This is a genomic window from Mycobacterium sp. URHB0021 (assembly GCF_054057895.1).
On sequence record NZ_JBSRZT010000002.1, the window covers coordinates 5,884,279 to 5,907,376 of the forward strand.

Below are 23,098 nucleotides of genomic sequence, written 5' to 3' on the forward strand. Positions count from 1 at the left end.
TCAGACCGCATCTACTGCGGCGGAGCGCATTTCACGAACCAGCCGCTCGGTCGCCACAGCGACCAGCTCGGCGGCCTGGCTGATCGAGCGCTCCCGATCCGGCTCCAGCTCACTGAGCGAGTAGACGCCTGAGAGTCCGGCGGCACGCACCTCGGCGGGATCCAACGTCGACACACCGGTGACGGCGAACACCGGCACGCCGTACTCGCCCGCCCGCCGGCTGATTCCGACCGCTGCCTTGCCGCGTAGCGACTGATGATCGAGTGAGCCCTCGCCGGTGATGACCGCATATGCACCATGCAGATGACCGTCGAGTTGGGTGCGGTCGAGTATCACATCGATACCGGGCCGCATCTGCGCGCCGAGCACGGCGAGCGCGGCGAAGCCGACACCCCCAGCGGCTCCGGCGCCCGGGGCGTTCCGACAGTCGATTTTCGTCTGTCTCCCGACGACGTCGGCCCAGACACGAAGTGCCCGATCCAGCTCCATCACCTGACCGGAGCTCGCACCCTTCTGCGGCGCATACACATACGCCGCGCCAGCAGGACCGTACAGCGGGTTGTCCACGTCGACGGCGATTGTCAGTGTGGCAGAGGCGAGTTCGGCATGTAGCCCGGTGAGGTCGAGTTCGGCGGCGGCGCCGATGTTCTGTCCCGACGGGCTCAGTCGGGCGCCGTCCCGGTCGCGCACCGTCGCACCCAGTGCCGTCAGAAAACCGGCACCCCCATCCGTGCTCGCACTGCCCCCCACACCGATGATGATGTCGCGGCATCCGTGGTCGAGCGCCTGCGCGACCACGGCACCGAGGCCGTGACTGGAAGCCGTCATCGGCGCCGGCTCACCGCCGGGTAGCCGCTGCAGGCCACAGATTTCAGCCATCTCGACAACTGCGGTCTTGCCGCTGCGGGCATATGCGGTCGCAACCACCTGTCCCATGGGCCCCGTGGCATAGACGGGAACCCTGGTGAAGCCCGCGGCCAAAACCGTTTCCAGCGTCCCCTCGCCGCCGTCGGCTACCGGGCACTGCACGGTCGTGAGCGTCGGGTCACCCCGCCGCACACCCACCGACATCGCCTCAGCGGCCTGTGCGGCCGTCAGCGATCCTTTGAATTTGTCGGGTGCGACGACCACGCGACCGCCCATCAGATCCTCCCGCCACCGGTTCGACCAGGGGTATTCCGTACTACGGAATATGAATTTCGTCGATTGTCACCGTGTCACAGTTGCCCGGATACCGTCAAGGACCGTTCGGGAGCCACCACGTGAGGGCATGGCTGTGCTCGGACCCGGGTTGGGAATAGTCCTTTGCTGTGTCTTGATTCGGCGCCGAGTTCGTAATTCGGCCGGTCCGGACGGCTACTCCGATGCCGCCGCGCACCCTTGACAACGGCCGGTGCGCTGCGTTGAATATTCTGTATATCGATATTTTAATTCCACACTGCGGAATACAAGCGTGCCTCTTGCACCAGCACAGAAAGGACACCGGCGATGAACGCCGCCTACACCGTCAACTGTTCGATCCTGCTCACCGAGCTACCGCTGCTCGACCGACCGCGTGCGGCGCGAAACGCCGGATTCGAGGCCGTCGAGTACTGGTGGCCCTTCCAGTCCCCGACGCCGCCCGACGCCGAGATCACCGCCTTCATCAGCGCGATCCAGGACGCGGGCGTCCAGCTGACCGGCCTCAACTTCGCCGCCGGTGACATGCCTGCCGGCGATCGCGGAATTCTGTCCGACCCCACGATGACCAAGACGTTTCAGGACAACGTCGATATCGCCGTCGGTATCGCCGAAGCGCTGGGAACGCGAGCCTTCAATGCGCTCTACGGCAATCGCTCCGACGGCCACTCTCCCGCGGCCCAGGACAACGTCGGGGCGGAGAACCTGGCGTATGCCGCCAGGGCGGCAGACCGCATCGACGCCACGGTGCTCATCGAACCGGTGAGCGGCGCACCGCGGTACCCGCTCATCACGGCCGCCGACTGCATCCGCGTGATCGACCGTGTGCACAAAGAACACGGCCCGACGAACCTGCGGCTCCTCGCCGACCTGTACCACCTGCACGTCAACGGCGACGACGTCGGTGCGGTGATCCGCGACCACGGCAGCCGGATCGGCCACGTCCAGATCGCCGATGCGCCCGGCCGGGGTGAGCCTGGCACTGGCGAGATTCCGATGCGGGCCTACCTCGAGCAGCTCAACGAACAGGGCTACCGGGGCTACGTCGGACTGGAATACAAGCCCACCAGACCGGACACCTTCGAATGGCTTCCCCGGGCCGACCGGGGCGCGCAGTCCCAACCACAAGCAGAAACGAGGATCTCATGAGCACAATCGCTTTCATCGGGCTGGGAATAATGGGCAGCCCCATGGCAGCCCATCTGGTCAAGGCCGGTCACACGGTCATCGGCCTAGACACCTCCGCGGAACGGACAGCGCCGTTGGTCGAGGCCGGCGGTAAGGCCGCAGAATCGATCGAGCAGGCCGTCAAGGACGCCGACGTGGTGGCGATCATGGTCCCGGACTCACCCCAGGTGCAGAGTGTTCTCCTGGGCGACAACGGCGTTTTCGCCTACGCGCAGCCGGGCACCCTGGTGATCGACTTCTCTTCGATCCGGCCCGACGTCACCGTGGAGTTCGCCCGGATCGGTGCGGAACGCGGGCTGCGGATCCTCGATGCGCCGGTGTCCGGCGGTGAGCCCGGCGCCAAGAACGCCACGTTGTCGATCATGGTCGGCGGCTCCGCGGAGGACTTCGCTGCGGCCAAGCCGATCCTCGATACGGTGGGCAAGACCATCGTTCACGTCGGCTCCAACGGCGCCGGCCAGACCGTCAAGGCTGCCAACCAGCTGATCGTGGCGGGCAATATCGAGCTACTCGCCGAGGCGTTGATCTTCCTGAAGGCCTACGACGTCGACATCAACGCCGCAGTCGAGGTGCTCGGCGGCGGATTGGCCGGTTCGGCTGTTCTCAACCAGAAGGCCGAGAAGATGTTGCAGCGCAACTTCGAGCCCGGCTTCCGAATCGCACTTCACCACAAGGATCTGGGAATCGTCACCGCCGCCGCGCGCGAGGCCGGTGTCGCGACACCGTTGGGCGCGGTTGTGGCACAACTGATGGCCTCCGCACTGGCCAATGGCGAGGGCGGACTCGATCACTCGGCTCTCCTCTTGGGTGTCGAGCGGCTCTCCGGCAAGGGAAGCGAAGGAACGAAATGACCCGGATGCGCACGGTCGACGCGGCCGTCAAGATTCTCGAGATCGAAGGGGCGACAACCGCCTTCGGACTGCCCGGGGCTGCCATCAACCCGTTCTATTCGGCGATGCGGGCCCACGGCGGCATCAAGCATGTCCTCGCCCGGCATGTCGAAGCCGCCAGCCATATGGCCGAGGGCTTCACCAGGGCTGCGCCGGGCAACATCGGCGTGTGCATCGGCACGTCCGGTCCGGCAGGTACCGACATGATCACCGGGTTGTACTCGGCGTCGGCGGATTCCATCCCGATCCTCGCCATCACCGGCCAGGCGCCCGTCGCCAGGCTCCACAAAGAGGACTTTCAGGCGGTTGACATCGCCGCCATCGCAGCACCGGTCACCAAGATGGCGATGACGGTGCTCGAGCCGGGCCAGGTCCCGGGCGCGTTCGCGCAGGCGTTTCACCTGATGCGGTCCGGGCGGCCCGGTCCCGTGCTGATCGATCTGCCCATCGACGTCCAACTGGCCGAGATCGATTTCGATCCCGAGTCGTATCAGCCGCTGCCTGTGTACAAGCCGGCCGCGTCACGAGCGCAGGCCGAGAAGGCGATCGACATGCTGGTCTCCGCCGAGCGGCCACTGCTGGTCGCCGGAGGCGGCATCATCAACGCCGATGCCTCGGAGCTACTGGTCGAACTGGCCGAGATTCTCAATGTGCCGGTGGTGCCGACGCTGATGGGGTGGGGCACCATCCCCGACGATCATCGCCTGGCAGCAGGAATGGTCGGCCTGCAGACCGCACACCGCTACGGCAACGCGACGATGCTCGAGTCCGACTTCGTTTTCGGAATCGGAAACCGATGGGCCAACCGTCACACCGGCGGGCTCGACACCTACCGCAGGGGGCGGCGTTTCGTTCACGTCGACATCGAGCCCACTCAGATCGGCCGGGTGTTCGCTCCCGAATTCGGCATCGTGTCCGACGCGAAGGCGGCGCTCGAGCAGTTCATCGCTGTCGCCAAGGAGCGGCGCGCCGCAGGCACGCTGCCGGACTGGAACAGCTGGGTCCAGGACTGCCAGGAACGCAAGCGCACGATGCATCGCAAGACCCACTTCGAGGACGTTCCCATCAAGCCTCAACGCGTCTATGAAGAGATGAACCGGGTCTTCGGCCGCGATGTTCGCTACGTGACCGCGATCGGGTTGTCACAGATCGCCGGCGGCCAGTTCCTTCAGGTGTACCAGCCGCGCAACTGGATCAACTGCGGCCAGGCCGGGCCCCTGGGGTGGACGGTGCCCGCCGCGCTCGGCGTGGTCTCCGCCGATCCCGACGCCACCGTGGTCGGCCTCTCGGGCGACTATGACTTCCAGTTCCTCATCGAGGAGCTTGCGGTCGGCGCCCAGTTCAACCTCCCCTATGTGCATGTGGTGGTGAACAATTCCTATCTCGGGTTGATCCGCCAGGCGCAAAGAGCGTTCGACATGGATTACTTCGTGTCGCTGGCCTTCGACAACATCAACGCCCAGGAGTCCGGGGACGACACCATGCCGAAGGGCTACGGCGTCGACCACCTCCGCGTTGTCGAGGGGTTGGGCTGCAAGGCGATTCAGGTCACGGAGCCGCAGGGGATCGGTCCCGCTCTGGAGCGGGCCCGCGAACTGGCCCACGAGCACAAGGTTCCCGTGGTGGTCGAGATCTTCTTGGAGCGGGTCACCAACATCGCGATGGGTACCGAGATCGACAACGTCGTCGAATTCAACGATCTCGCCGAGACGCTCGCCGATGCACCGACGGCCGAGGCGTTGCTTCTACTCGATTAACGGGTCGATCCCAGCTGGCTAGCCCGCGGTATCGCTGTCGAACTCCGACGCGATATCGCGGGCTACTCGTTTGAGCAGCGGCGTCGCCTTGGTCGCCGACTTCAAGGTGAGTCGCGACGCCGGACCCGAGATAGAGATTGCGGTCAAGGTGGGTGCGTCGGGCACTGGCACGGCAAAGCAACGCACGCCGATCTCCTGCTCGCCTTCGTCCACGGCATAGCCGCGTGACCTGCTCAACTCGATATCCCGCAGCAGGGCCTCCGCAGTCGTGTAGGTGTTCTCACTGGCGGCGGGCATTCCCGCGCGCTTCAGAAGCGCGAGCACGGTGTCGTTGGGAAGCTGCATCAGCAGCGCCTTGCCGACCCCGGTGGAATGCAGGTGGACCCGGCGGCCGACCTCCGTGAACATCCGCATGGCGTGCGGCGACGGCACCTGGGCGACGTACACCGCCATGTCACTGTCGAGGACGGCCATATTGGCACTCTCACCCGTCCGCTCGACGAGTTCGGTCAGGTGCGGACGCGACCACGCGCCGATCAGCCGCGCCGCATTCTCGCCCAACCGAATCAGCTTGGGCCCCAATGCATATTGCCGATTCTGCAGCTGCCGCACATACCCCATCGCCAACAGTGTCCTGACCAGGCGATGAATGGTCGGCTGCGGCAGCTCGGCCCGAGCGGCCAGTTCTCCCAGGGCCATGCTGCCGCCCGAACTCGCCATGATCTCCAGCAACTCGAAAGCCCGCTCAACGGATTGAACACCGGACTTGAGCGGCGAGTCTTCCGCCACCGCTGGACCTCCCAAATCTCGATCGAGCCAGAACGATTCGGCCGTTGGCTCCCGCTGAACGACAAGCCTATTCCGTATGGCGAAATGTTTCGAGGGCGCCCCGGGCAACACCGTCCAGCGGTGGGCCGGCATGGGTCCGGGAACGGTGATTGGATCCTGGCGACTGTATGCTATTAGCGCGGGAAACGGCCCCGCTCCGAACGTGACCAGGAGGCGAGTCATGATGCACGCATCAACTCCCGCCGACGCTGACGGTGTGCGTGCGACCGCCGCGCGGACGACGGGGTCACCCGTGGAGCGTCCGGCGCCGCTGCGTCAAGCAGTCTTCGAGGCCCTCGTCGAGATGATCATCACCCGTGAACTGCAACCGGGTCAGCATCTCATCGAGAAGGATCTGGCGGCTGCGCTGGGTGTGAGCCGTCAGCCCGTTCGCGAGGCGCTGCAGCGTATGCACACCCAGGGCTGGGTGGACCTGCGTCCAGCGCTCGGCGCGTTCGTCCACATTCCCACCGAGTCAGAGGCAGATCAGCTTCTCGCCGCGCGCAGCATCCTCGAGACGGAGTCCGCCAAGCTGGCCGCCGAGCAGGCGACCCCGGAGCAGATCGCTCATCTATGGGAGCTCCAGCGCATCGGTGAGGAGGCGCTGGCGGTGGACGACCAGGAGGTCCTCGTTTCCGCCAACGCCTCGTTGCACAGCTACATCGTCGCGATGTCAGGCAACAAGGTCCTTGCCGATCTCAGGGGCTCGGTCGAGCACCGGGTGCGGTGGTATTACCTGCCGATCGCCCAGGTCCGTTCGAAGAACGCCTGGGAGGAGCACGCCGAGTTGATCGAGGCGATAGCGAGCCGTGACGGCGGCCGCGCCGGTGCGCTGATGCGCATACACACCGAGCGCACCAGGGGCATCTATCAGGAGCAGAGACGGCAGGAAGCGGCCGGGAGGATCGGCTGAAACCGATCCTCCCGGCCGCTCGCGACTGCCGTTAGTCGGCCGCCAGGGTCGGCGACAGCGACTTGTCGGTGGTGACGGCGCTCGTCCTGGTCGCCGGCTCCCCGCGGCCAGGCTGCCGGAACAAGGCTGCGATCCCGGCCGACACCAGAGCACTCGCCGCAGCGAGCCAGTACGCACCGGTGTAACCCCAGGCGTCGATGACGCTGGCGCCTACGCCGATTCCCACCACCGAACCCAACAGCTTGGAGCTGTAGATGAGGCCGTAGGTGCTGGCGTTGTTGTTCTCCCCGAAGTAATCCGGGGTGAGGGAGGCGAACATCGGGTAGAACGCCCCGCCGCCGAAGCCGACGAGGAATGCGAAGCAGAGGAACCCGAACTCGTTGTGCGCCTTGCCGGTGTAGAGGAGCCCCACCAAGGACACCGCCGATACCAGCAGGACGATCAGCAGGGTCAGCTTGCGCCCGAGCCGGTCCGATATGTAACCCGTCACCGTCCGACCCGTGCCGTTGATGATGGAGAGCACACCGGCGGACGACGCCGCGATCAGCGGACCGAAGCCGAGGTCCTTGGCGAACGGCACCATGTAGCTGATGCCGAACAGCGAGACGCCGGCGCTGATGCCCAGCGACAGCCACATGAGCGGCAGCATGCCGGTCTTGATGGCCTCCTTCGTCGTGAACTGCTTGACGGCGGGTGGGTTCTTCTTCAGGCTTTCCGCACCGGATTTGCTGCTCGCCCACTGCACCGGGTCGATGTCCGCGGGCCACCAGTTCTTCGGCGGGTCCCGGAAGAACCAACCACACCCGGCGACGACCACCAGCATGAACACTGCCACCAGATCCAGGACCCATGCGTAGGTCGAGGGATGCAGCGCGTAGCTGAAGATGAAGATGAACGGCACGGCACCGTAGGCGAAGCCGCCGTTGACGAAGCCGGTCTTGCCGCCCCGCCGCTCGGGATACCACTTACCGACGAGGTTGATACAGGTGGCGTAGACGAGTCCCGCGCCGATACCGCCACACACGGCGAAGCCGAGATAGGCAAGGATCAGGTTGCCCTGGGTGATGCTGGCGAATCCGAGCGCCGATAGGACTGCACCCGCCAGCATCGCGGACTTGGCCGACAGAATGCCCTTTTCACGGAGTTTTCCCGCGGGGAAGGCGATGCCCGCCTGGAAGAAGGCCCAGATGGACAGCAGCCAGAACGTCTGGGACATGCTCCAGTGATGCGCGTCTCGGATTGCCTCTTCGGCGGCGCCGTAGCCGTACTCGTAAACACTGACGGCCATCATGGCACCCCATGGCAGCCAGACCATCCACGCCCGGGACCTGCCCAGAAGCTGGTGGTCGGTCTCACCGACGCGATATACTCGGCCATTCGCGTCGGTGACCTCGCGATAAGTTGCGATAGTTGACGACATCCTTAGTATTCTCTTTCTACGAATGAGGAAGGCTCACGCGTCGATGTCCTGGCGCGCGGGTATCGCGACAGACCTCGGAGCGCTTACCTGGCTTCACATGGGTGCCAGCCCGTGTGAAGGTTTGTGTGACGGGCGCATAGCCGTAGCGCGCGTCGCGTGAAGTGGGTGCATGGCGATAGCGATCAGTATCAGCTTCACCGGTGCTCCGAGGTCTATCGCATAAACGTGTGATCCTTTCGCCGGCGGGCCAGCGGCCCGAAACGGTTTGGTAGCCCGACCATGTCGGGTTCTGTCACTCAGACGACGCCGGTATTCCTGAACAGCTCGAGTTGCTCAGGGGTATAGCCGAGTTCTGCGCAGATCTCGTCGGTGTGTTCCCCGAGCAGTGGCGCGGCGACGATGTCCACAGGGGAGTCTGACAGCCGCAGCGGAGAGCCGACCGTCTTGAACGGACCGCGCACGGGATGGTCGACGGTGACGATCGCGCCCAGTTCGGTGAGCGTCTCGTCCTCGATCAGTTCCTTGGTGCTGAGCACCGGACCGCATGGGATGCTGACGGCATTGAGGGCCTCCAGCGCCTCCCACTTGGTGTGCTTCTCGGACCAGTCCTCGATGAGCGCGAACACCTTGTCCAGCTTCGGAAGTCGGTCCTCGGGCCGGATCCAGTCGGGATGCTCGGACAGGTCCGGCCTGCCGATCAGGCGCGCCAGCGCACCCCAGCCCTGCGGCTGCACGATCACATAGATGTAGTCGTTGGGCCCGCCGCCCTTGGTCCGGACCGCCCATCCGGGTTGGCCGCCACCCGACGCGTTCCCGGACCGGGGCACCTCATCGCTGAAGTGCTCATTCGGGTATTCGTGGAGCGGACCGCTGGCGAGCCGTTGCTGGTCCCGGAGCTTGACCCGACACAGGTTCAAGACCGCCTCTTGCATGGCGACCTCCACCCGCTGCCCGCGACCCGTATTGGTCCGCTGGTAGAGCGCGGCCAGAATCCCTGAGACGAGGTGGATTCCGGTACCCGAGTCGCCGATCTGGGCCCCCGTAGCCGTCGGAGGGCCGTCCTCGAAACCCGTGGTCGCCATGGATCCGCCCATCGCCTGGGCGATGACTTCATAGGCCTTGTAGTCGAAGTACTTGCCGGGACCGAAACCCTTGATGGAGGCATAGATCAGCCGGGGATTGATGTCGCGCAACCGGTCCCAGTTGAAGCCGAACCGATCCACGACGCCGGGTCCGAAATTCTCGACGAGTATGTCGACGCCGGCGACCAGATCGGTGAAGATCTGCTTTCCCGCTTGACTCTTCATGTTCACGGTGATGCTGCGCTTGTTGCAGTTGAGCATCGTGAAGTACAGGCTGTCGGCACCCGGGATGTCGCGAAGTTGATTCCGGGTGACGTCTCCGGTGCCCGGCGCCTCCAGCTTGATGACGTCCGCGCCGAGCCACGCGAGCAGCTGCGTGGCCGAGGGACCCGACTGGACGTGCGTCATGTCGAGGACTCGAACGCCCTCCAATGCCTTACCCACGGCGGTCCGCCGGGATGACGGTCGTCAGAAGCGAACAGGGACGCGGACGATCGCAACAGCGACTCGGCTCTGAGGGATCCGAATCCACGACCGTGGGGATCTGAACCATGATTCAATTTCCTTAACTCGCAGGCGGTCGCTCCGTGGTGGAGGCTCCCGTTAACGCGCCCTGGACTGTGGGCCGGAGAAGCTTGTCACAACATTGCATACCGTATGAGATAGACAACAGTGTGGTCCACGCAACAGGGGTTGTCCAGCATTCGACAAGTACTCACAGACTTCTCTCTCAGGGTGTCCAGGAAGCCCCCAAAATCTCCTCCGCGTCACGGGCACCGGGCGCCTCGGCGGCGGTCGGCGGACTGACCGCCACGGCCTTCTGCGCGGCGCAAATCGGACCCTCGATCGACACGTGAGATGACGCAGATTTGCTTTGCGAACGAACCCGGTGTCGCAGTTTCCGGGGCGCTACGATCCCGTCCCCGCTCGTTTCAACTGTAGACGAAATCGCTGTGCTACAGACGGTTTCGTCCGTGCTTCCCGCCGATTCCCAGACGCGCTGCAGCGTCCCTTGTGGTGATGTTATCCGTCGCGTGATTGCTGGACTCGGCGATGGACCACTCCTCGACGACTGGTTCCGCCGGCCGAGCAGATGCCCATCGCCCGGCCGGAAATCGCCACGACCAAAGGCTTGTCAAGAGTCTTCAGGATATTGGCAGGAAACTGGGGGCTTGCGCTCAGATTGTATGGAGTATACGTTTCACTGTGATGTCGGTTACTTCCTGACGAGATGAGTGGCCGACTTCACAAGCGCCAGATCGTATGCAGTATTCGATAGCAGCGACGTGCTGTGCCGGGTCCGGCAAGCGGTCACTGATCACCGGGTGGTTCGACCCCGACGTGAAGGCGTCGAAATCCGCGACATCAAGCGATCACATATAAGGGGACCTGTCTTGAAAAAGGCACTCGAAGGCGTGCGCGTCCTAGACATGACACACGTTCAGTCGGGCCCGTCGTGCACCCAGATTTTGGCCTGGCTGGGCGCAGACGTGGTGAAGTTGGAGGCTCCCGCGGGCGACGTCACACGCAAGCAGCTGCGCGATGTACCCGGCGCAGACAGCCTCTACTTCACGATGCTCAACTGCAACAAGCGGAGCATCACGCTGAACATGAAGTCGGCCGAAGGCAAGCGGATCTTTGCGGATCTGGTGCCGCGATTCGACATCCTCGCCGAGAACTTCGGCCCCGGCGCGATCGAGCGCATGGGCTTCGGATGGGACGAGCTGCAGCGCATCAATCCCCGGCTGATCTTCGCCTCGATCAAGGGCTTTGGCGACGGCCCCTATACCTACTACAAGGCCTACGAAGTGATCGCGCAGGCGATGGGCGGGTCGATGAGCACAACCGGTTTCGAAGAGGGGCCGCCCATGGCCACCGGTGCACAGATCGGCGACTCGGGCACCGGCATTCACACCGTGGCAGGCATCCTCGCCGCCCTCTACCAGCGTGAACACACCGGCCGCGGGCAACGCGTGACCGTCGCCATGCAACATGCGGTGCTCAACCTGTGCCGGGTCAAGCTGCGCGACCACCAACGACTGCAGCGCGGTCCGCTGGGCGAATACCCGAACGACGAGTTCGGCGACAGCGTGCCACGGTCGGGCAACGCCTCCGGCGGCGGGCAGCCGGGGTGGGCCGTCAAATGCGCGCCGGGGGGACCGAACGACTACATCTACGTGGTTGTGCAGCCGGTGGGCTGGGAGCCGATCGCCAGTCTGATCGGCCGTCCCGAGTTGGCGATCGACCCCGAGTGGAGCACCCCGCAAGCGCGGCTGGACAAATTGTACAAGATGTTCCAGCTGATCGAGGAATGGACCATGGGCCTCGGAAAATGGCAGGCGCTAGACACGCTCACAGCCCACAACATCCCCTGCGGCCCCATCCTTTCGACCAAGGAGATCATCGACGACGAATCGCTGGCCGCCAACGAGATGGTGGTCCGGGTGGACCACCCGGAGCGCGGCGAGTTCACCACCGTCGGCTGCCCCATCAAGCTGTCCGACTCCCCCGTCGAAGTCCACCGCTCCCCTCTGCTGGGCGAACACAACGAGGACGTCTATGGCCACGAACTCGGCCTCGGTGAGAACCTGCCGGCACTGAAGGCGAAGGGAGTCATCTGACGATTCCGCCCCGAAAAAAGAAGACAGTCGGCAGTATACAAACACAAAAGGAGATTCGACCAGCATGAATGCACCAGCTCAGTCGGCATACCGCGAGGTAGTCGACGATAACGGCCGGGTGTATCGGATCGGCGAGACCGACCGAGACATCCTGGGACGGTCACGCGTCTGGATGGTATGGCTCCCATGGATCGCGATGATGGCCATCAGCTCGTCCGAATACGCGTTCACCTCGGCCGAGGACACGTTGTCGGAGGCACACGGGTGGCACGGCGCCCACATCTTCTGGCTGCTCGGCGTATGGGTGCTCTTTCAGGCCGCGGTGGCCTTCCCCGCGGGTCGACTGCGGGAGAGCGGCAGGCTGTCGGCGCGGTCGGCGATGATGATCGGCGCCGTGGGCGCATTGCTCGGCTACATCTCGCTGGCGTACGCCCCGCACGTGCTTCTCGCGTACCTGGGCTTCGGCTTCTTCGGCGGCGGTGCAGCCGGCTTCGTCTACGCGACCTGCATCAACATGGTGGGTAAGTGGTACCCCGAGCGCAAGGGCGGCAAGACCGGTTTCGTCAACGGTGGCTTCGCGTACGGGTCGGTTCCCTTCATTTTCCTGTTCACCAGCTACATGGATCTGGAGAACTATCAGGGCCTCCTGTTCGCGGTCGGCATCTTCCTGGCCGCACTGGTCGCGATCAGTGGCTTCTTCTTCAAGGATCCGCCCAAGAACTGGTGGCCCCCGCACGTCGACCCGCTTCGCGTCAACGACGACCCGAAGATTCGTCGTGCGTTGAAGAAGAACCCGCCGGCGGTCAAGCAGTACACCCCGATGGAAGCCATCAAGACCGGCATCCTGCCGTTGATGTGGTTCGTTCTGCTCTGCACTGCCGGCATCAACATCTTCGGCATCGCGATGCAGGTACCGTTCGGCAAGGAGATGGGCTTCGCCGGCGGAATCGTGGCGTTGGCGATGAGCCTCAAGGCCATCATCAACGGCACCGGCCGCGGCGTGATCGGCTGGATCTCCGACCGGTTCGGCCGACGGGACACGCTCATCATCGTCTGTGTGGTGCTCGGCCTGGCCCAGTTCGCGGTGTACTTCTCCGGGTCGCTCGGCAGCATGCCGTTGTTCCTATTGGCATCGATGGTCTCCGGATTCGGCGGCGGTGCGATCTTCCCGCTGTTCGCGGCGATGACCGCCGACTACTTCGGAGAGAACAACAACGCCACCAACTACGGCCTGGTGTACAGCTCCAAGCTGGTGTCCGGCCTGGTCGGCGCCGGGCTGGGGGCGGTCGTGGTCGACACGTGGGGCTACGGCGCCGCGTTCATGATCGCCGGTTCGGTCGGCATCGTCTGTGCCTTCCTGTCGATCCTGCTGAAGCAGCCCAAGCTGAAGCAGCCCGCGCCGGTGGAGCAGACCAAACCGGCCAAGCAGACGCCGGTCGAGGACAGGGAGCTGGCGCTCGACTAGCGGTTCACCGGACACCCCGGGCGAGGAGACCCTATCTACCCTTCTCGCCCGGGGTGTCTGCTTTTCCCATGTCGGGGTATGCCATGCAAATGCCGCGCCCGGTTGTTTTCAGCTTCGGCTGCAACATACCGACCAATCGCCGGTTTATTGCATACGAAAGCCTGTACCCTGAACCCCGCAGCACGCCACCGGTCGAAGGACGGTCATGTCACTCCCCACCCCAAGCCCGCCCAAGCGCGGTCAGGCTGCGCAACATCGTGCCCTGGCCGACGGAGCCGCGCGGCGCGTCCAGCGTCCGGCCCCTCTGCGCCAAGCCGTCTACGACGCGATCGTCGAGCTGATCGTGCACGGGACGCTGCAGCGAGGCCAACATCTGGTCGAGAACGAACTAGCCGAGTACCTGGGAGTCAGCAGGCAACCGGTGCGCGAAGCGTTGCAGCGCCTGCAGACCGACGGCTGGGTCGACCTGCGTCCCGCGCAGGGCGCGTTCGTACACATGCCGTCCGAGGACGAAGTCGACCAATTGCTCGGTGTCCGAACGGTTCTCGAGACCTATTCGGCTCAGCTAGCCGCGCAACACGCCACTCCGGAGGACGTCAACGGCCTGTGGGAACTACAGCAGGACGGCCTCAACGCGCTGGCCACCAACGACTCCGAAGCGTTGGTGGCGGCGAACGCCGCCCTGCACGCGCGGATCAACCTGCTGGCCGGAAACACCGTGCTGGCCAGGCACATCGGGCTGGTGGAACGCCGTTGGCGGTGGTACTACCTCCCGATTGCACAGCCGCGGGGCCACGACGCGTGGACCGAGCACGCGGAACTCATCAAGGCGATCGCCGCCGGGGATGCCGACGAAGCGGGCAAGATCATGTACCGGCATGCCGACCGGACCCGCGAGGTCTACCACCAACAGCGCACGGCGAAGTCAGCCGCCGAGTAGCGAAACCCGTTTCGCCCCGACGGTCAACACGACAGCACCTCGCCGGACAGGATCCGGTCGATTCCCGAGTAGACGTTCATCGATGTTCCGCGCAGAAAGCCGATCAACGTCAGTCCCATCTCCCTGGCCAGGTCGACTGCAAGTGAAGATGGCGCGGACACCGCGGCCAGCGCGGGGATTCCGGCCATCACCGCCTTCTGTACCAACTCGAAGGAAGCCCGGCCGCTGACCATCAGCGTCGCTCCGGTCAGCGGTAGACGACCCTCGTCCAACGCCCAGCCGATCACCTTGTCCACTGCGTTGTGCCGGCCGACATCTTCGCGTACGCACCACAAGTTTCCTCTGTCGTCGAACAACGCGGCGCCGTGCAGTCCGCCCGTGCGGTCGAAAACCCGCTGTGCCGCCCGGAGTTTCTCCGGCAAGGTCGCGATCGTCTCCGCGCTCAGCCGCAACGGATCGCGATCCACACGCCACCTGCTGATGGTGCGCACCGCATCGAGGCTGGCCTTTCCGCACAAACCGCATGACGACGTCGTGTAGAAATTGCGCTCCAGCGACACGTCCGGCAGCGCCACGCCGTCAGCCAGAAGCACGTCGAGCACGTTGTACGTGTTGCCGCCGTCGGCGGTCGCGCCTGCGCAGTACCGAATCGCGGTGATATCGGAGTCGGCCGCCACCACGCCTTCACTGATGAGAAAGCCTCGGGCAAGGTCGAAGTCGTTGCCCGGTGTCCGCATCGTCACCGTCAGTGGGCGCCCGCCCACCCGGATCTCCAAAGGTTCCTCTGCCGCAAGAGTGTCGGGACGCGCGGTCGCGATGCCGTCGACCATGCGCACGACTCGATAACGGTTGGTCACCCGCCCCATCGGCTTCTCCGTTCTGGCGAATCAGCGCGTCCGATGCCTGGACAAGTGATCCACGTCATAGTTATAGTTTCAGCATACTGTATGCAATCGGTCTGGAGGCGCTCATGCCCACTTCCACCAACGGCGCCATGGTCGCCGAAATCCGGGATCTGCACGGGCGTACCTACCGGGTCGGCGAACAACCGCAAGACATCATGGGCCGCGCCCGGGGATGGATGGTCTGGCTGCCCTGGGTCGCGATGGCGGGGATCAGCGTGCTGCAGTACGGCTACAGCATCGCCGCCATCGCACTGCACGCCACGGCCGGATGGAGTGCGACGGGGGCCTTCTGGGTGCTCGCGCTGTGGGTGATGTTTCAAGCCGGCGCGGCCGCGCTCACCGCGACATTGCGCCACCGTTCGGTTGTCGCACCGTCGCGCGCCATGCTGCTGGGCGCCTTCCTGTGCTGCGCCGGCCCGCTGACGCTTGCTTTCACCGACGGATTCTGGCCGGCAGTGCTCGGCTATTCGGTGATGTGCGGCAGCGGTGCCGGGATCGTCTACGCCACCTGTACTTCCACGGTGGCGAGATGGTTTCCCGAGGCACGTGGCTCCCGGATCGGCTACGTCAGCGGGGCATTCGGCTATGGGGCGGTGCCGTTCATCGTGTTCTTCGCTGCCGGTCTGAGTCCCGCGAATCACGCCGACATCTTCACTGTGGTGGGCCTTTGCATCGTGGCTGTCGTGGCCTTCGCCGGCTTCTTCTTCAAGGATCCCCCGCAGGGCTGGTGGCCCCACGATGTCAATCCCAAACTCTGGGCCGTCGACAAGCGCCTGAACCGCAGCCTGCAGCGTAACGCTCCGGCGGTACGGCAGTATGCGCCGGGGCAGGCCGTCCGGACGGCCGCATTCGTGGTGATGTACTGCATCATGGTCTTCGCCGCCGCCGGCTTCCTGCTGGCCGTCGCCTACGTGCCCATCGTGGCGATCGCCAACGGACTGAGCACAGTGGTCGCCGCAACGGCGCTCGGCCTGCTCGCCGTCGTCAGCGGCGCCGGCCGCGCCGTCGCCAGTCACGTCTCCGATCGATTCGGCCGCCGTGAAACATTCAGTGCGGCACTGCTGCTCGCCGGCTGCGCACACCTCGGACTGGTGTACTCCGCGTCGATCCAGCAGGCCGCGCCTTTCGTCGCGTTCTCCGCGCTGAGCGGATTGGCCGGCGGCGCTTTCTACCCTCTGCTGGCCAGCCTGGTCGCCGACTATTTCGGCGAGCGCAACGCGGTGCGGAACTTCGGTCTCGTCTACAGCGCGAAGGCGTTCGGCGGCCTCATCGGGATCGGGTTGCCCGCATTCCTGGTGTCCTCGCCCGCATTGATGGACGTGTTCGTCGCCGCCGGGCTGATCAGCCTCTGCGCCGCCGTCACCACACGCCTGCTGCACCGGCCCGGACACCTGGTAACCCGGTTGGCGCGGTAGCCGCGTCAGCGCCACGTCCGGCAGAATATCGACCACTAGAGCCGCGTCCGCTCGTGTGACCGACGCCACACCGGGCGAATCGACCGCGCGGTGTCGGAGCACCGTTGCTACATAGCGGGGCCTGTTCATCGAGACCGAGGAGCGCAATGACGTCAACATCCCGAGCACCGGCCGGCAACGGAATTGTGACCCGCGACGAACTCGTCAGGCGCGCGCACGAGTTACAGCCACTACTGCGTGACTACTCCGCAAAAGCCGACTCGCAGCGCGACCTGCCCGACGCAGTCGTCACCGCACTTATCGACGCCGGGATGTTCCGGATGGTCGTCCCGAAGCGGCTCGGCGGTTACGAAGCCGATTTGCACACCGTCACCGAGGTGGCCGAAATTCTCGGCGCCGGTGACGCATCGGCGGCATGGGTTGTCTGTCTCGGCGCCGTCGCCACGTCGCTTGCGGGGCGGGTGTCGGCGCGGGCGCAGGACGAGATCTTCGGTTCCGACCCCGATGCGCGAATCGCGGGCGGCAGTGTTCCAGGGACGGCCGTACGCGTCGAGGGCGGCGTGCGAATCACCGGGCGCTGGTCGTACGCCTCGGGCTCGCTCCATGCGACGTGGGCCTCCATCGCTGCTGTCGTGATCAACGAGGGTGGTGAGGTGACCGAAGCGCTGATGGGTTTCGCACACGCTCCCGAGCTCAGCATCGAGGACACCTGGCACACCGTCGGAATGCGCGGGACCGGCAGCAACACCTGGGTCGCCGACGACATCTTCATCCCCGACCACCGGCTCCTGTCACTGGCCGCGATGACCGATGACACCTGGCCCGCACCAACGGACGAAGCTATTTTCGACATCCCGTTCGTACCGGTTGCAGTGGCGATGCTGCTGCCTTCTCTGCTCGGGTGTGGACGCGCGGCACTGGACCTCGTCATCGAGAAGGCTCCCCAGAAAGCAAAGCAGCACACGGTCTTCAGCAGACAGAGCGATTCAGTGGGCGTTCAGATCAAGCTCGCCGAGGCAGCATTGAAGCTCGAGACAGCACGCCTGCACACCTTCGACATCGTCGACAGGCTCGACGCCCTGGCGTCCGGCGCAGATCTGAGCTATGGCGACCGTGCCCGAATGCGGGGTCAGGCAGGCTACGCGGCCCAGCAAGTGCTTATGGCGATCCATGAGCTGGTGAACATTCACGGCGCGGGCGGCCTCGCCGAATCCAGTCGCTTGCAACAGCTCTGGCGGGACGCGAACACCGCAGCGCGCCACGCGGCTATCGACGCGCTGGTCGGCAACGAGGTGTACGGCAAGTCGTTGCTGAGCGTCGAGGAGCGAATCTCCGAAATGGTATGACGGACCTCGGCGTGGCGCCGGCCCGCGCCGTCAGCGCAGAAGAGCCGCGGCGTCGGCCGCCACCGGATCGAGATTCGTTGCGCCAGTGGCAATGAGCTCGAACAACCGCTGCTTCATCCGCGGATCCCAGAACTTACCGATGTGATCGGCGACAGCGGCCGCCGCCCGGTCGGTGTTCAGATGACCGAAATGGGCCGCGATGTCGTTGGCCATCCTGATCTCGGCCGGCGTCTCCTGCGTCATATCAGTCCGCCAGTCCGGCGGCCAGCACACCGGCTATCGCCCGCTGATCGTCCTCACGGACCACGGGATGAGCCAAGGCGACCTGAACGGCCGTCACCTTGTACTCGGGGCAGTTCGTCGCCCAGTCGGAGTTCTCCGTCGTCACCACGTTCGCGCCCGTCACCGGGTAGTGGAACGTGGTGTACACGACGCCGGTCGGCATCCGGTCGGAGATCTTCGCGCGCAGTTTCGTCGCGCCGACGCGGCTGGCGAGTGTCACCTCGTCCCCGTCGTTGATACCCCGATCCTCGGCGTCGTGGGGATGGATCTCCAGCAGATCCTCCTGATGCCAGGCAATGTTGGCGGTACGGCGGGTCTGGGCACCGACGTTGTACTGGCTCAGGATCCGGCCGGTGGTCAGGATCAACGGGAAACGTCGCGTACTGCGCTCTTCGGTGGGCACGAAAGGCGTCGCCATGAAGCGGCCCATGCCCCGCGTGAACGAGTCCACGTGCATGATCGGCGTGCCGTCGGGAGAATCCGCGTCACAGGGCCATTGAATACTGCCCAACTGGTCCAGCCTGTCAAACGACACTCCGGCGAATGTCGGTGTCAACATGGCGATTTCGTCCATGATCTGGCTGGGATCGTCGTAGTGCATCGGATAACCCATGGCCGTGGCGATCTGACAGACGATGTCCCACTCGTGCCTGCCGCTCTTCGGCTTCATCACCGCTCGCACCCGGTTGATCCGGCGTTCCGCATTGGTGAACGTGCCGTCCTTCTCCAGGAACGATGCGCCCGGCAGGAAGACGTGCGCGAACTTGGCGGTCTCGTTGATGAACAGGTCCTGGACCACCACCAACTCCATCGCGGCCAGCGCGGCCGTGACATGCCCGACATTCGGATCGGACTGCGCGATGTCCTCACCGTGGACGAACAGGGCCCGGAAGGTGCCGTCGATCGCGGCGTCGAACATGTTCGGGATGCGTAAGCCGGGTTCGGGCAGAAGTGCGGTCCCCCAAAGGTTCTCGAATGTCTGACGCACCGTGTCGTCCGACACGTGCCGGTAGCCGGGGAGCTCGTGCGGGAACGATCCCATGTCGCAGGAGCCCTGCACGTTGTTCTGGCCCCGCAGCGGGTTCACGCCGACCCCGTCCCGGCCGATGTTGCCGCACGCCATGGCCAGGTTGGCCATACCCATCACCATCGTCGAACCCTGGCTGTGCTCGGTCACGCCCAGGCCGTAGTAGATGGCCCCATTCGGTGCCTGCGCATAGAGGCGGGCGGCGGCGCGCACATCCGCGGCCGGCACGCCGGTGATGGTCTCGACCGCTTCGGGGCTGTTCTCGGGGCGTGCGATGAACGCTGCCCACTCATCGAATCCCTCGCACCTGTCGGCCACGAACCCGCGATCCACGAGGTCCTCGGTCACCACCACATGCGCCATCGCGTTGACGACCGCGACGTTCGTGCCGGGCTTCAGCTGCAGGTGGTGATCGGCCTCGATGTGTGGTGAGCGCACCAGGTCGATGCGACGCGGGTCGACCACGATGAGGTTCGCGCCCTGGCGAAGCCGCTGCTTCATCCTGGATGCGAAAACCGGGTGTCCGTCAGTGGGATTGGCCCCGATCACCATGATGACGTCGGCCTGAGCCACCGACTGAAAATCCTGGGTGCCTGCCGACTCTCCGAACGTCTGCTTCAAGCCATATCCCGTGGGCGAGTGGCAGACTCGCGCGCAGGTGTCCACGTTGTTGTTGCCGAACGCGGCGCGGACCATCTTCTGCACGACGTAGACCTCTTCGTTCGTGCACCGCGACGAGGTGATCGCGCCGATGGCACCCGAGCCGTGTCGTTGCCGGATCTCGAGCATCCGGCGCGCCACGGTACCGATGGCCTCGTCCCACTCGACCTCGCGCCAGGGGTCGGTGATGCTCTCACGAACCATCGGGCGCAGTACGCGGTCGGGATGGGTCGCGTAGCCGAAGGCGAATCGGCCCTTGACGCACGAGTGGCCTTCGTTCGCGCCGCCGTCCTTGTACGGCACCATGCGGACAAGCTCGTCACCACGAAGTTCGGCCTTGAAGGAGCACCCCACGCCACAGTAGGCGCACGTGGTGATCACCGATCGGGACGGCATACCGAGTTCGATCACCGAGCGTTCCTGCAGCGTGGCCGTCGGACATGCCTGCACACATGCGCCGCAGGAGACACACTCCGAATCCATGAACGTCTCGCCGGCGCCCGGTGACACCTTCGAATCGAAGCCCCGGCCCTCGATGGTCAGCGCGAACGTGCCCTGGACCTCGTCGCAGGCACGCACACACCTGGAGCAGACAATGCATTTCGACGGGTCGAAGTCGAAATACGGGTTGCTCTGGTCGGTGACCGCGTCGAGGTGGTTCTCCCCGTCGTAGCCGTACCTCACCTGACGCAGGCCCACCGCTCCTGCCATGTCCTGCAATTCGCAGTCGCCGTTGGCCGAGCAGGTGAGGCAGTCGAGCGGATGGTCGGAGATGTATAGCTCCATGACATTCTCGCGGAGCTTGGCGACTTTGGGTGTCTGGGTCCGGACGACCATGCCGTCGGCCACCGGCGTCGTGCACGAGGCCGGTGTTCCGCGGCGGCCGTCGATCTCCACCAGACACAGCCGGCAGGACCCGAACGCATCGAGACGATCGGTGGCACACAGCTTGGGGATGTGTACGCCGGCCTCAGCGGCCGCCCGCAGCACCGACGTGCCCTCCGGCACCGATACCCCGAGGCCGTCGACCTCGAGGGTGACGGTGGCCGGGCCGTCCTTGGCCGGGGTGCCGAAGTCAGGTTCCTTGAGAAGCGTCATGGCTTGCCTTCCGTCCTCGTGCTGACGTGCAGGGGGATGCTCGGGTACTTCGGTTCTCCGCCAAGGAAATCGTCGGCGAAATGGGTGATCGCGCTGCGCACCGGCATCGGGGTGAGACCGCCCATCGCGCACAGCGACCCCTCGGTCATCACGTCGCACAGGTCCTCGAGCAGAGCCAGATTCTCGTCCCGGTGTTCGCCGGCGGTGATCCGGTCGATCACCTCGACGCCGCGCACCGCACCGACACGACAGGGCGTGCACTTGCCGCACGACTCCGCGGCACAGAACTCCATCGCGAATCTCGCCTGGGCGGCCATGTCCACCGTTTCGTCGAACACCACGATGCCGCCGTGGCCGACCATGGCGTTCGCCGCCACGAACGCCTCGTAGTCCATCGGCAGCTCGAATTGGGCCCTCGGCAGATACGCCCCCAGCGGACCACCCACCTGGACGGCACGCACCGGACGACCCGAGCGGGTTCCGCCGCCGTACCCGTCGACGAGTTCGCCCAGTGTCACCCCGAAGGCCGTCTCGACGATCCCGCCGTGTCGGATATTGCCGCCCAGCTGGAACACCTGGGTGCCGCGGGACCGCTCGACACCGAGTTCTTGATAGGCCTGCGCGCCCTCGGCGAGCACGGTCGGCACGGTCGCCAGCGTCAGCACGTTGTTCACCACGGTCGGGCGGCCGAACAGACCATGGATCGCGGGAATCGGCGGCTTGGCGCGGACCATGCCGCGTTTGCCCTCGAGGCTTTCCAGCATCGAGGTCTCCTCGCCGCAGATGTAGGCGCCGCCGCCAACCCGGACGTGCAGATCGAAGTTCAGCGACGAGCCCAGTACGCCGTCTCCGAGCCATCCCCTCTGGTAAGCGATCTCGATGGCGGTGCGCATGGTGGCCACGGCGTCCGGGTACTCGGATCTGATGTAGATGTAACCCTCGGTGGCACCGACCGCATACGCCGCGATCGTCATGCCCTCGATGAGCATGAACGGGTCACCCTCCATGACCATGCGGTCGGCGAAGGTCCCGCTGTCGCCTTCGTCGGCGTTGCAGCAGACGAACTTCAGCTCGTCGACGCAGTCGTGCACCGTCTTCCACTTGATTCCTGCCGGGAACCCTGCACCGCCGCGTCCCCGCAGGCCTGATGAGGTGACCTCGGCGACCACCTCTTCGGGCGAGATCTCCAGCGCTCGAACCAATCCGACGAGGCCACCGTGCCGCAGATAATCGTCGGGCGACGTCGGATCGGTGACACCCATTCTGGCGAAGGTGACACGATTCTGGCTCGCCAGCCATGGCATCTCGTCGACGACGCCTATCCGCGCCGGGTGGGCGGCACCGTCGAGCAGACCGGCGTCGATGAGACCCTCGACGTCCGAGGGGGCGACCGGACCGTAGCCGATCCGACCGTCCGGTGTCTCTACTTCGATCAGCGGCTCCAGCCACAGCATCCCGCGAGAACCGTTGCGCACCAATTTGATCAGATGCCCACGTCGCAGCGCGGCGCGCTCGAGGGCATCGGCCACGTCATCTGCGCCGACTGATCGGGCTGCCGAGTCCCGCGGTACATACACGGTGACCGGTGCCGCCATGGCCGCGCTCATCGCGCCACCGCCTCGTCGAGGATGGCGGCCAACCGCGCCTCGTCCAGCCGGCCCGCAAGCCGTCCGTTCACCTGCGCTGCCGGGCCCAGCGCGCAGTTGCCGAGGCAGAAGACCTGCTCCACCGTCAGTGAACCGTCGGGGCTGGTCTCCCCCAGCGACATACCGCATCTGTCCCGCACATGACCCACCAGCCGTTCGGCGCCGACCGACTGGCAGGCCTCACCGCGACAGATTCGAACGGTGGTGCGGCCGGCGGGGGCGGCCCGGAAATCGTGATAGAAGGTCACCACGCCGTGGACGTCGGCGCGCGACAGGTTGAGTTCCTCCGCCAGGACTGGAACCGCCTCCGGCGGAACATATCCCAGGGCCTCCTGAACCGCGTGCAGGATGGGAAGCAGGGCGCCGCGCTGTCCCCGATGGGCGACGGCGATCTCTCGGACTCGGGTTTCGCTCATGAGCTTCCTTCCTGACACTT

At 65.2% G+C, this 23,098-nt stretch carries 18 protein-coding genes; 9 read left to right on the top strand and 9 right to left on the bottom strand.

Annotated features, from left to right (window positions below):
• Complete coding sequence (locus ACVWWN_RS31475; protein ID WP_457147343.1) at positions 1-1,143, bottom strand: glycerate kinase; 1,143 nt, start codon at positions 1,141-1,143, stop codon at positions 1-3.
• Positions 1,144-1,488: 345 nt separating this feature from the next.
• Here ACVWWN_RS31475 and ACVWWN_RS31480 point away from each other — a divergent pair, with 345 nt between their 5' ends.
• The 3 genes from ACVWWN_RS31480 to gcl are packed head-to-tail and all read left to right on the top strand — an operon-like array spanning position 1,489 to position 5,014.
• A complete protein-coding gene (locus ACVWWN_RS31480; protein WP_457147344.1) occupies positions 1,489-2,328 on the top strand; it encodes a hydroxypyruvate isomerase family protein in 840 nt (279 codons plus the stop codon).
• Entirely contained in the window at positions 2,325-3,218 is an 894-nt protein-coding gene (locus ACVWWN_RS31485; protein ID WP_457147345.1) for a 2-hydroxy-3-oxopropionate reductase, read from the top strand. The genes ACVWWN_RS31480 and ACVWWN_RS31485 overlap by 4 nt, the downstream gene beginning before the upstream one ends.
• Positions 3,215-5,014 carry a glyoxylate carboligase gene (gene gcl / locus ACVWWN_RS31490; RefSeq protein WP_457147346.1) on the top strand — a complete coding sequence of 600 codons (1,800 nt, stop codon included), beginning with the start codon at positions 3,215-3,217 and terminating at the stop codon, positions 5,012-5,014. The genes ACVWWN_RS31485 and gcl overlap by 4 nt, the downstream gene beginning before the upstream one ends.
• Before the next feature lie 18 nt (positions 5,015-5,032).
• Here gcl and ACVWWN_RS31495 read toward each other — a convergent pair whose 3' ends face one another.
• Positions 5,033-5,803, bottom strand: a complete 771-nt coding sequence (locus ACVWWN_RS31495; RefSeq protein ID WP_457147347.1) for an IclR family transcriptional regulator — start codon at positions 5,801-5,803, stop codon at positions 5,033-5,035.
• A 220-nt stretch (positions 5,804-6,023) separates the two neighbouring features.
• On the opposite strand from ACVWWN_RS31495, the gene ACVWWN_RS31500 reads away from it, so the two are divergent.
• Positions 6,024-6,755: a GntR family transcriptional regulator gene (locus ACVWWN_RS31500; RefSeq protein WP_457147348.1), complete on the top strand. Its 732-nt coding sequence runs from the start codon at positions 6,024-6,026 to the stop codon at positions 6,753-6,755.
• Between the two features lie 31 nt (positions 6,756-6,786).
• Here the strand turns inward: ACVWWN_RS31500 and ACVWWN_RS31505 are convergent, their stop codons facing one another.
• Complete coding sequence (locus ACVWWN_RS31505; RefSeq protein WP_457147349.1) at positions 6,787-8,175, bottom strand: OFA family MFS transporter; 1,389 nt, start codon at positions 8,173-8,175, stop codon at positions 6,787-6,789.
• Between the two features lie 296 nt (positions 8,176-8,471).
• The gene (gene frc, locus ACVWWN_RS31510) at positions 8,472-9,665 is read right to left on the bottom strand and encodes a formyl-CoA transferase (protein ID WP_457147350.1); all 1,194 of its coding nucleotides are present in this window, start codon (positions 9,663-9,665) and stop codon (positions 8,472-8,474) included.
• 986 nt (positions 9,666-10,651) lie between these two features.
• Here frc (ACVWWN_RS31510) and frc (ACVWWN_RS31515) point away from each other — a divergent pair.
• The 3 genes from frc (ACVWWN_RS31515) (at position 10,652) to ACVWWN_RS31525 (ending at position 14,283) form a co-directional block, all read left to right on the top strand.
• Entirely contained in the window at positions 10,652-11,878 is a 1,227-nt protein-coding gene (gene frc, locus ACVWWN_RS31515) for a formyl-CoA transferase (RefSeq protein ID WP_457147351.1), read from the top strand.
• Between the two features lie 64 nt (positions 11,879-11,942).
• Positions 11,943-13,343 carry an OFA family MFS transporter gene (locus ACVWWN_RS31520; protein ID WP_457147352.1) on the top strand — a complete coding sequence of 467 codons (1,401 nt, stop codon included), beginning with the start codon at positions 11,943-11,945 and terminating at the stop codon, positions 13,341-13,343.
• 205 nt (positions 13,344-13,548) lie between these two features.
• On the top strand, positions 13,549-14,283 hold the full coding sequence (locus ACVWWN_RS31525; RefSeq protein ID WP_457147353.1) for a GntR family transcriptional regulator: 735 nt from the start codon (positions 13,549-13,551) through the stop codon (positions 14,281-14,283).
• 23 nt (positions 14,284-14,306) lie between these two features.
• Here ACVWWN_RS31525 and fdhD read toward each other — a convergent pair whose 3' ends face one another.
• On the bottom strand, positions 14,307-15,149 hold the full coding sequence (gene fdhD, locus ACVWWN_RS31530; RefSeq protein ID WP_457147354.1) for a formate dehydrogenase accessory sulfurtransferase FdhD: 843 nt from the start codon (positions 15,147-15,149) through the stop codon (positions 14,307-14,309).
• A gap of 104 nt (positions 15,150-15,253) precedes the next feature.
• On the opposite strand from fdhD, the gene ACVWWN_RS31535 reads away from it, so the two are divergent.
• Both ACVWWN_RS31535 and ACVWWN_RS31540 read left to right on the top strand, forming a co-directional pair.
• Positions 15,254-16,603 carry an OFA family MFS transporter gene (locus tag ACVWWN_RS31535; protein ID WP_457147355.1) on the top strand — a complete coding sequence of 450 codons (1,350 nt, stop codon included), beginning with the start codon at positions 15,254-15,256 and terminating at the stop codon, positions 16,601-16,603.
• Positions 16,604-16,749: 146 nt separating this feature from the next.
• Positions 16,750-17,949: an acyl-CoA dehydrogenase family protein gene (locus ACVWWN_RS31540; RefSeq protein ID WP_457147356.1), complete on the top strand. Its 1,200-nt coding sequence runs from the start codon at positions 16,750-16,752 to the stop codon at positions 17,947-17,949.
• Between the two features lie 30 nt (positions 17,950-17,979).
• Here the strand turns inward: ACVWWN_RS31540 and ACVWWN_RS31545 are convergent, their stop codons facing one another.
• Genes ACVWWN_RS31545 through ACVWWN_RS31560 form a run of 4 tightly spaced genes read right to left on the bottom strand, consistent with a single transcriptional unit; the run spans position 17,980 to position 23,078 of the window.
• Positions 17,980-18,192, bottom strand: a complete 213-nt coding sequence (locus tag ACVWWN_RS31545; protein ID WP_457147357.1) for a formate dehydrogenase subunit delta — start codon at positions 18,190-18,192, stop codon at positions 17,980-17,982.
• A gap of 1 nt (position 18,193) precedes the next feature.
• Complete coding sequence (fdhF, locus tag ACVWWN_RS31550) at positions 18,194-21,016, bottom strand: formate dehydrogenase subunit alpha (RefSeq protein WP_457147358.1); 2,823 nt, start codon at positions 21,014-21,016, stop codon at positions 18,194-18,196.
• Entirely contained in the window at positions 21,013-22,623 is a 1,611-nt protein-coding gene (locus tag ACVWWN_RS31555; RefSeq protein ID WP_457147359.1) for a formate dehydrogenase beta subunit, read from the bottom strand. Before ACVWWN_RS31555 ends, fdhF begins: the two co-directional genes overlap by 4 nt.
• A complete protein-coding gene (locus tag ACVWWN_RS31560; protein ID WP_457147360.1) occupies positions 22,620-23,078 on the bottom strand; it encodes a formate dehydrogenase subunit gamma in 459 nt (152 codons plus the stop codon). Before ACVWWN_RS31560 ends, ACVWWN_RS31555 begins: the two co-directional genes overlap by 4 nt.
• Positions 23,079-23,098: the final 20 nt, after the last annotated feature.

Coding starts and splice junctions, on each gene's coding strand:
- ACVWWN_RS31475 (WP_457147343.1), bottom strand. CDS start 1,143: ATGGGCGGTCGCGTGGTCGTCGCACCCGACAAATTCAAAGGATCGCTG.
- ACVWWN_RS31480 (WP_457147344.1), top strand. CDS start 1,489: ATGAACGCCGCCTACACCGTCAACTGTTCGATCCTGCTCACCGAGCTA.
- ACVWWN_RS31485 (WP_457147345.1), top strand. CDS start 2,325: ATGAGCACAATCGCTTTCATCGGGCTGGGAATAATGGGCAGCCCCATG.
- gcl (WP_457147346.1), top strand. CDS start 3,215: ATGACCCGGATGCGCACGGTCGACGCGGCCGTCAAGATTCTCGAGATC.
- ACVWWN_RS31500 (WP_457147348.1), top strand. CDS start 6,024: ATGATGCACGCATCAACTCCCGCCGACGCTGACGGTGTGCGTGCGACC.
- ACVWWN_RS31505 (WP_457147349.1), bottom strand. CDS start 8,175: ATGTCGTCAACTATCGCAACTTATCGCGAGGTCACCGACGCGAATGGC.
- frc (WP_457147350.1), bottom strand. CDS start 9,665: ATGACGCACGTCCAGTCGGGTCCCTCGGCCACGCAGCTGCTCGCGTGG.
- ACVWWN_RS31520 (WP_457147352.1), top strand. CDS start 11,943: ATGAATGCACCAGCTCAGTCGGCATACCGCGAGGTAGTCGACGATAAC.
- ACVWWN_RS31525 (WP_457147353.1), top strand. CDS start 13,549: ATGTCACTCCCCACCCCAAGCCCGCCCAAGCGCGGTCAGGCTGCGCAA.
- fdhD (WP_457147354.1), bottom strand. CDS start 15,149: ATGGGGCGGGTGACCAACCGTTATCGAGTCGTGCGCATGGTCGACGGC.
- ACVWWN_RS31535 (WP_457147355.1), top strand. CDS start 15,254: ATGCCCACTTCCACCAACGGCGCCATGGTCGCCGAAATCCGGGATCTG.
- ACVWWN_RS31540 (WP_457147356.1), top strand. CDS start 16,750: ATGACGTCAACATCCCGAGCACCGGCCGGCAACGGAATTGTGACCCGC.
- ACVWWN_RS31545 (WP_457147357.1), bottom strand. CDS start 18,192: ATGACGCAGGAGACGCCGGCCGAGATCAGGATGGCCAACGACATCGCG.
- fdhF (WP_457147358.1), bottom strand. CDS start 21,016: ATGACGCTTCTCAAGGAACCTGACTTCGGCACCCCGGCCAAGGACGGC.
- ACVWWN_RS31555 (WP_457147359.1), bottom strand. CDS start 22,623: ATGAGCGCGGCCATGGCGGCACCGGTCACCGTGTATGTACCGCGGGAC.
- ACVWWN_RS31560 (WP_457147360.1), bottom strand. CDS start 23,078: ATGAGCGAAACCCGAGTCCGAGAGATCGCCGTCGCCCATCGGGGACAG.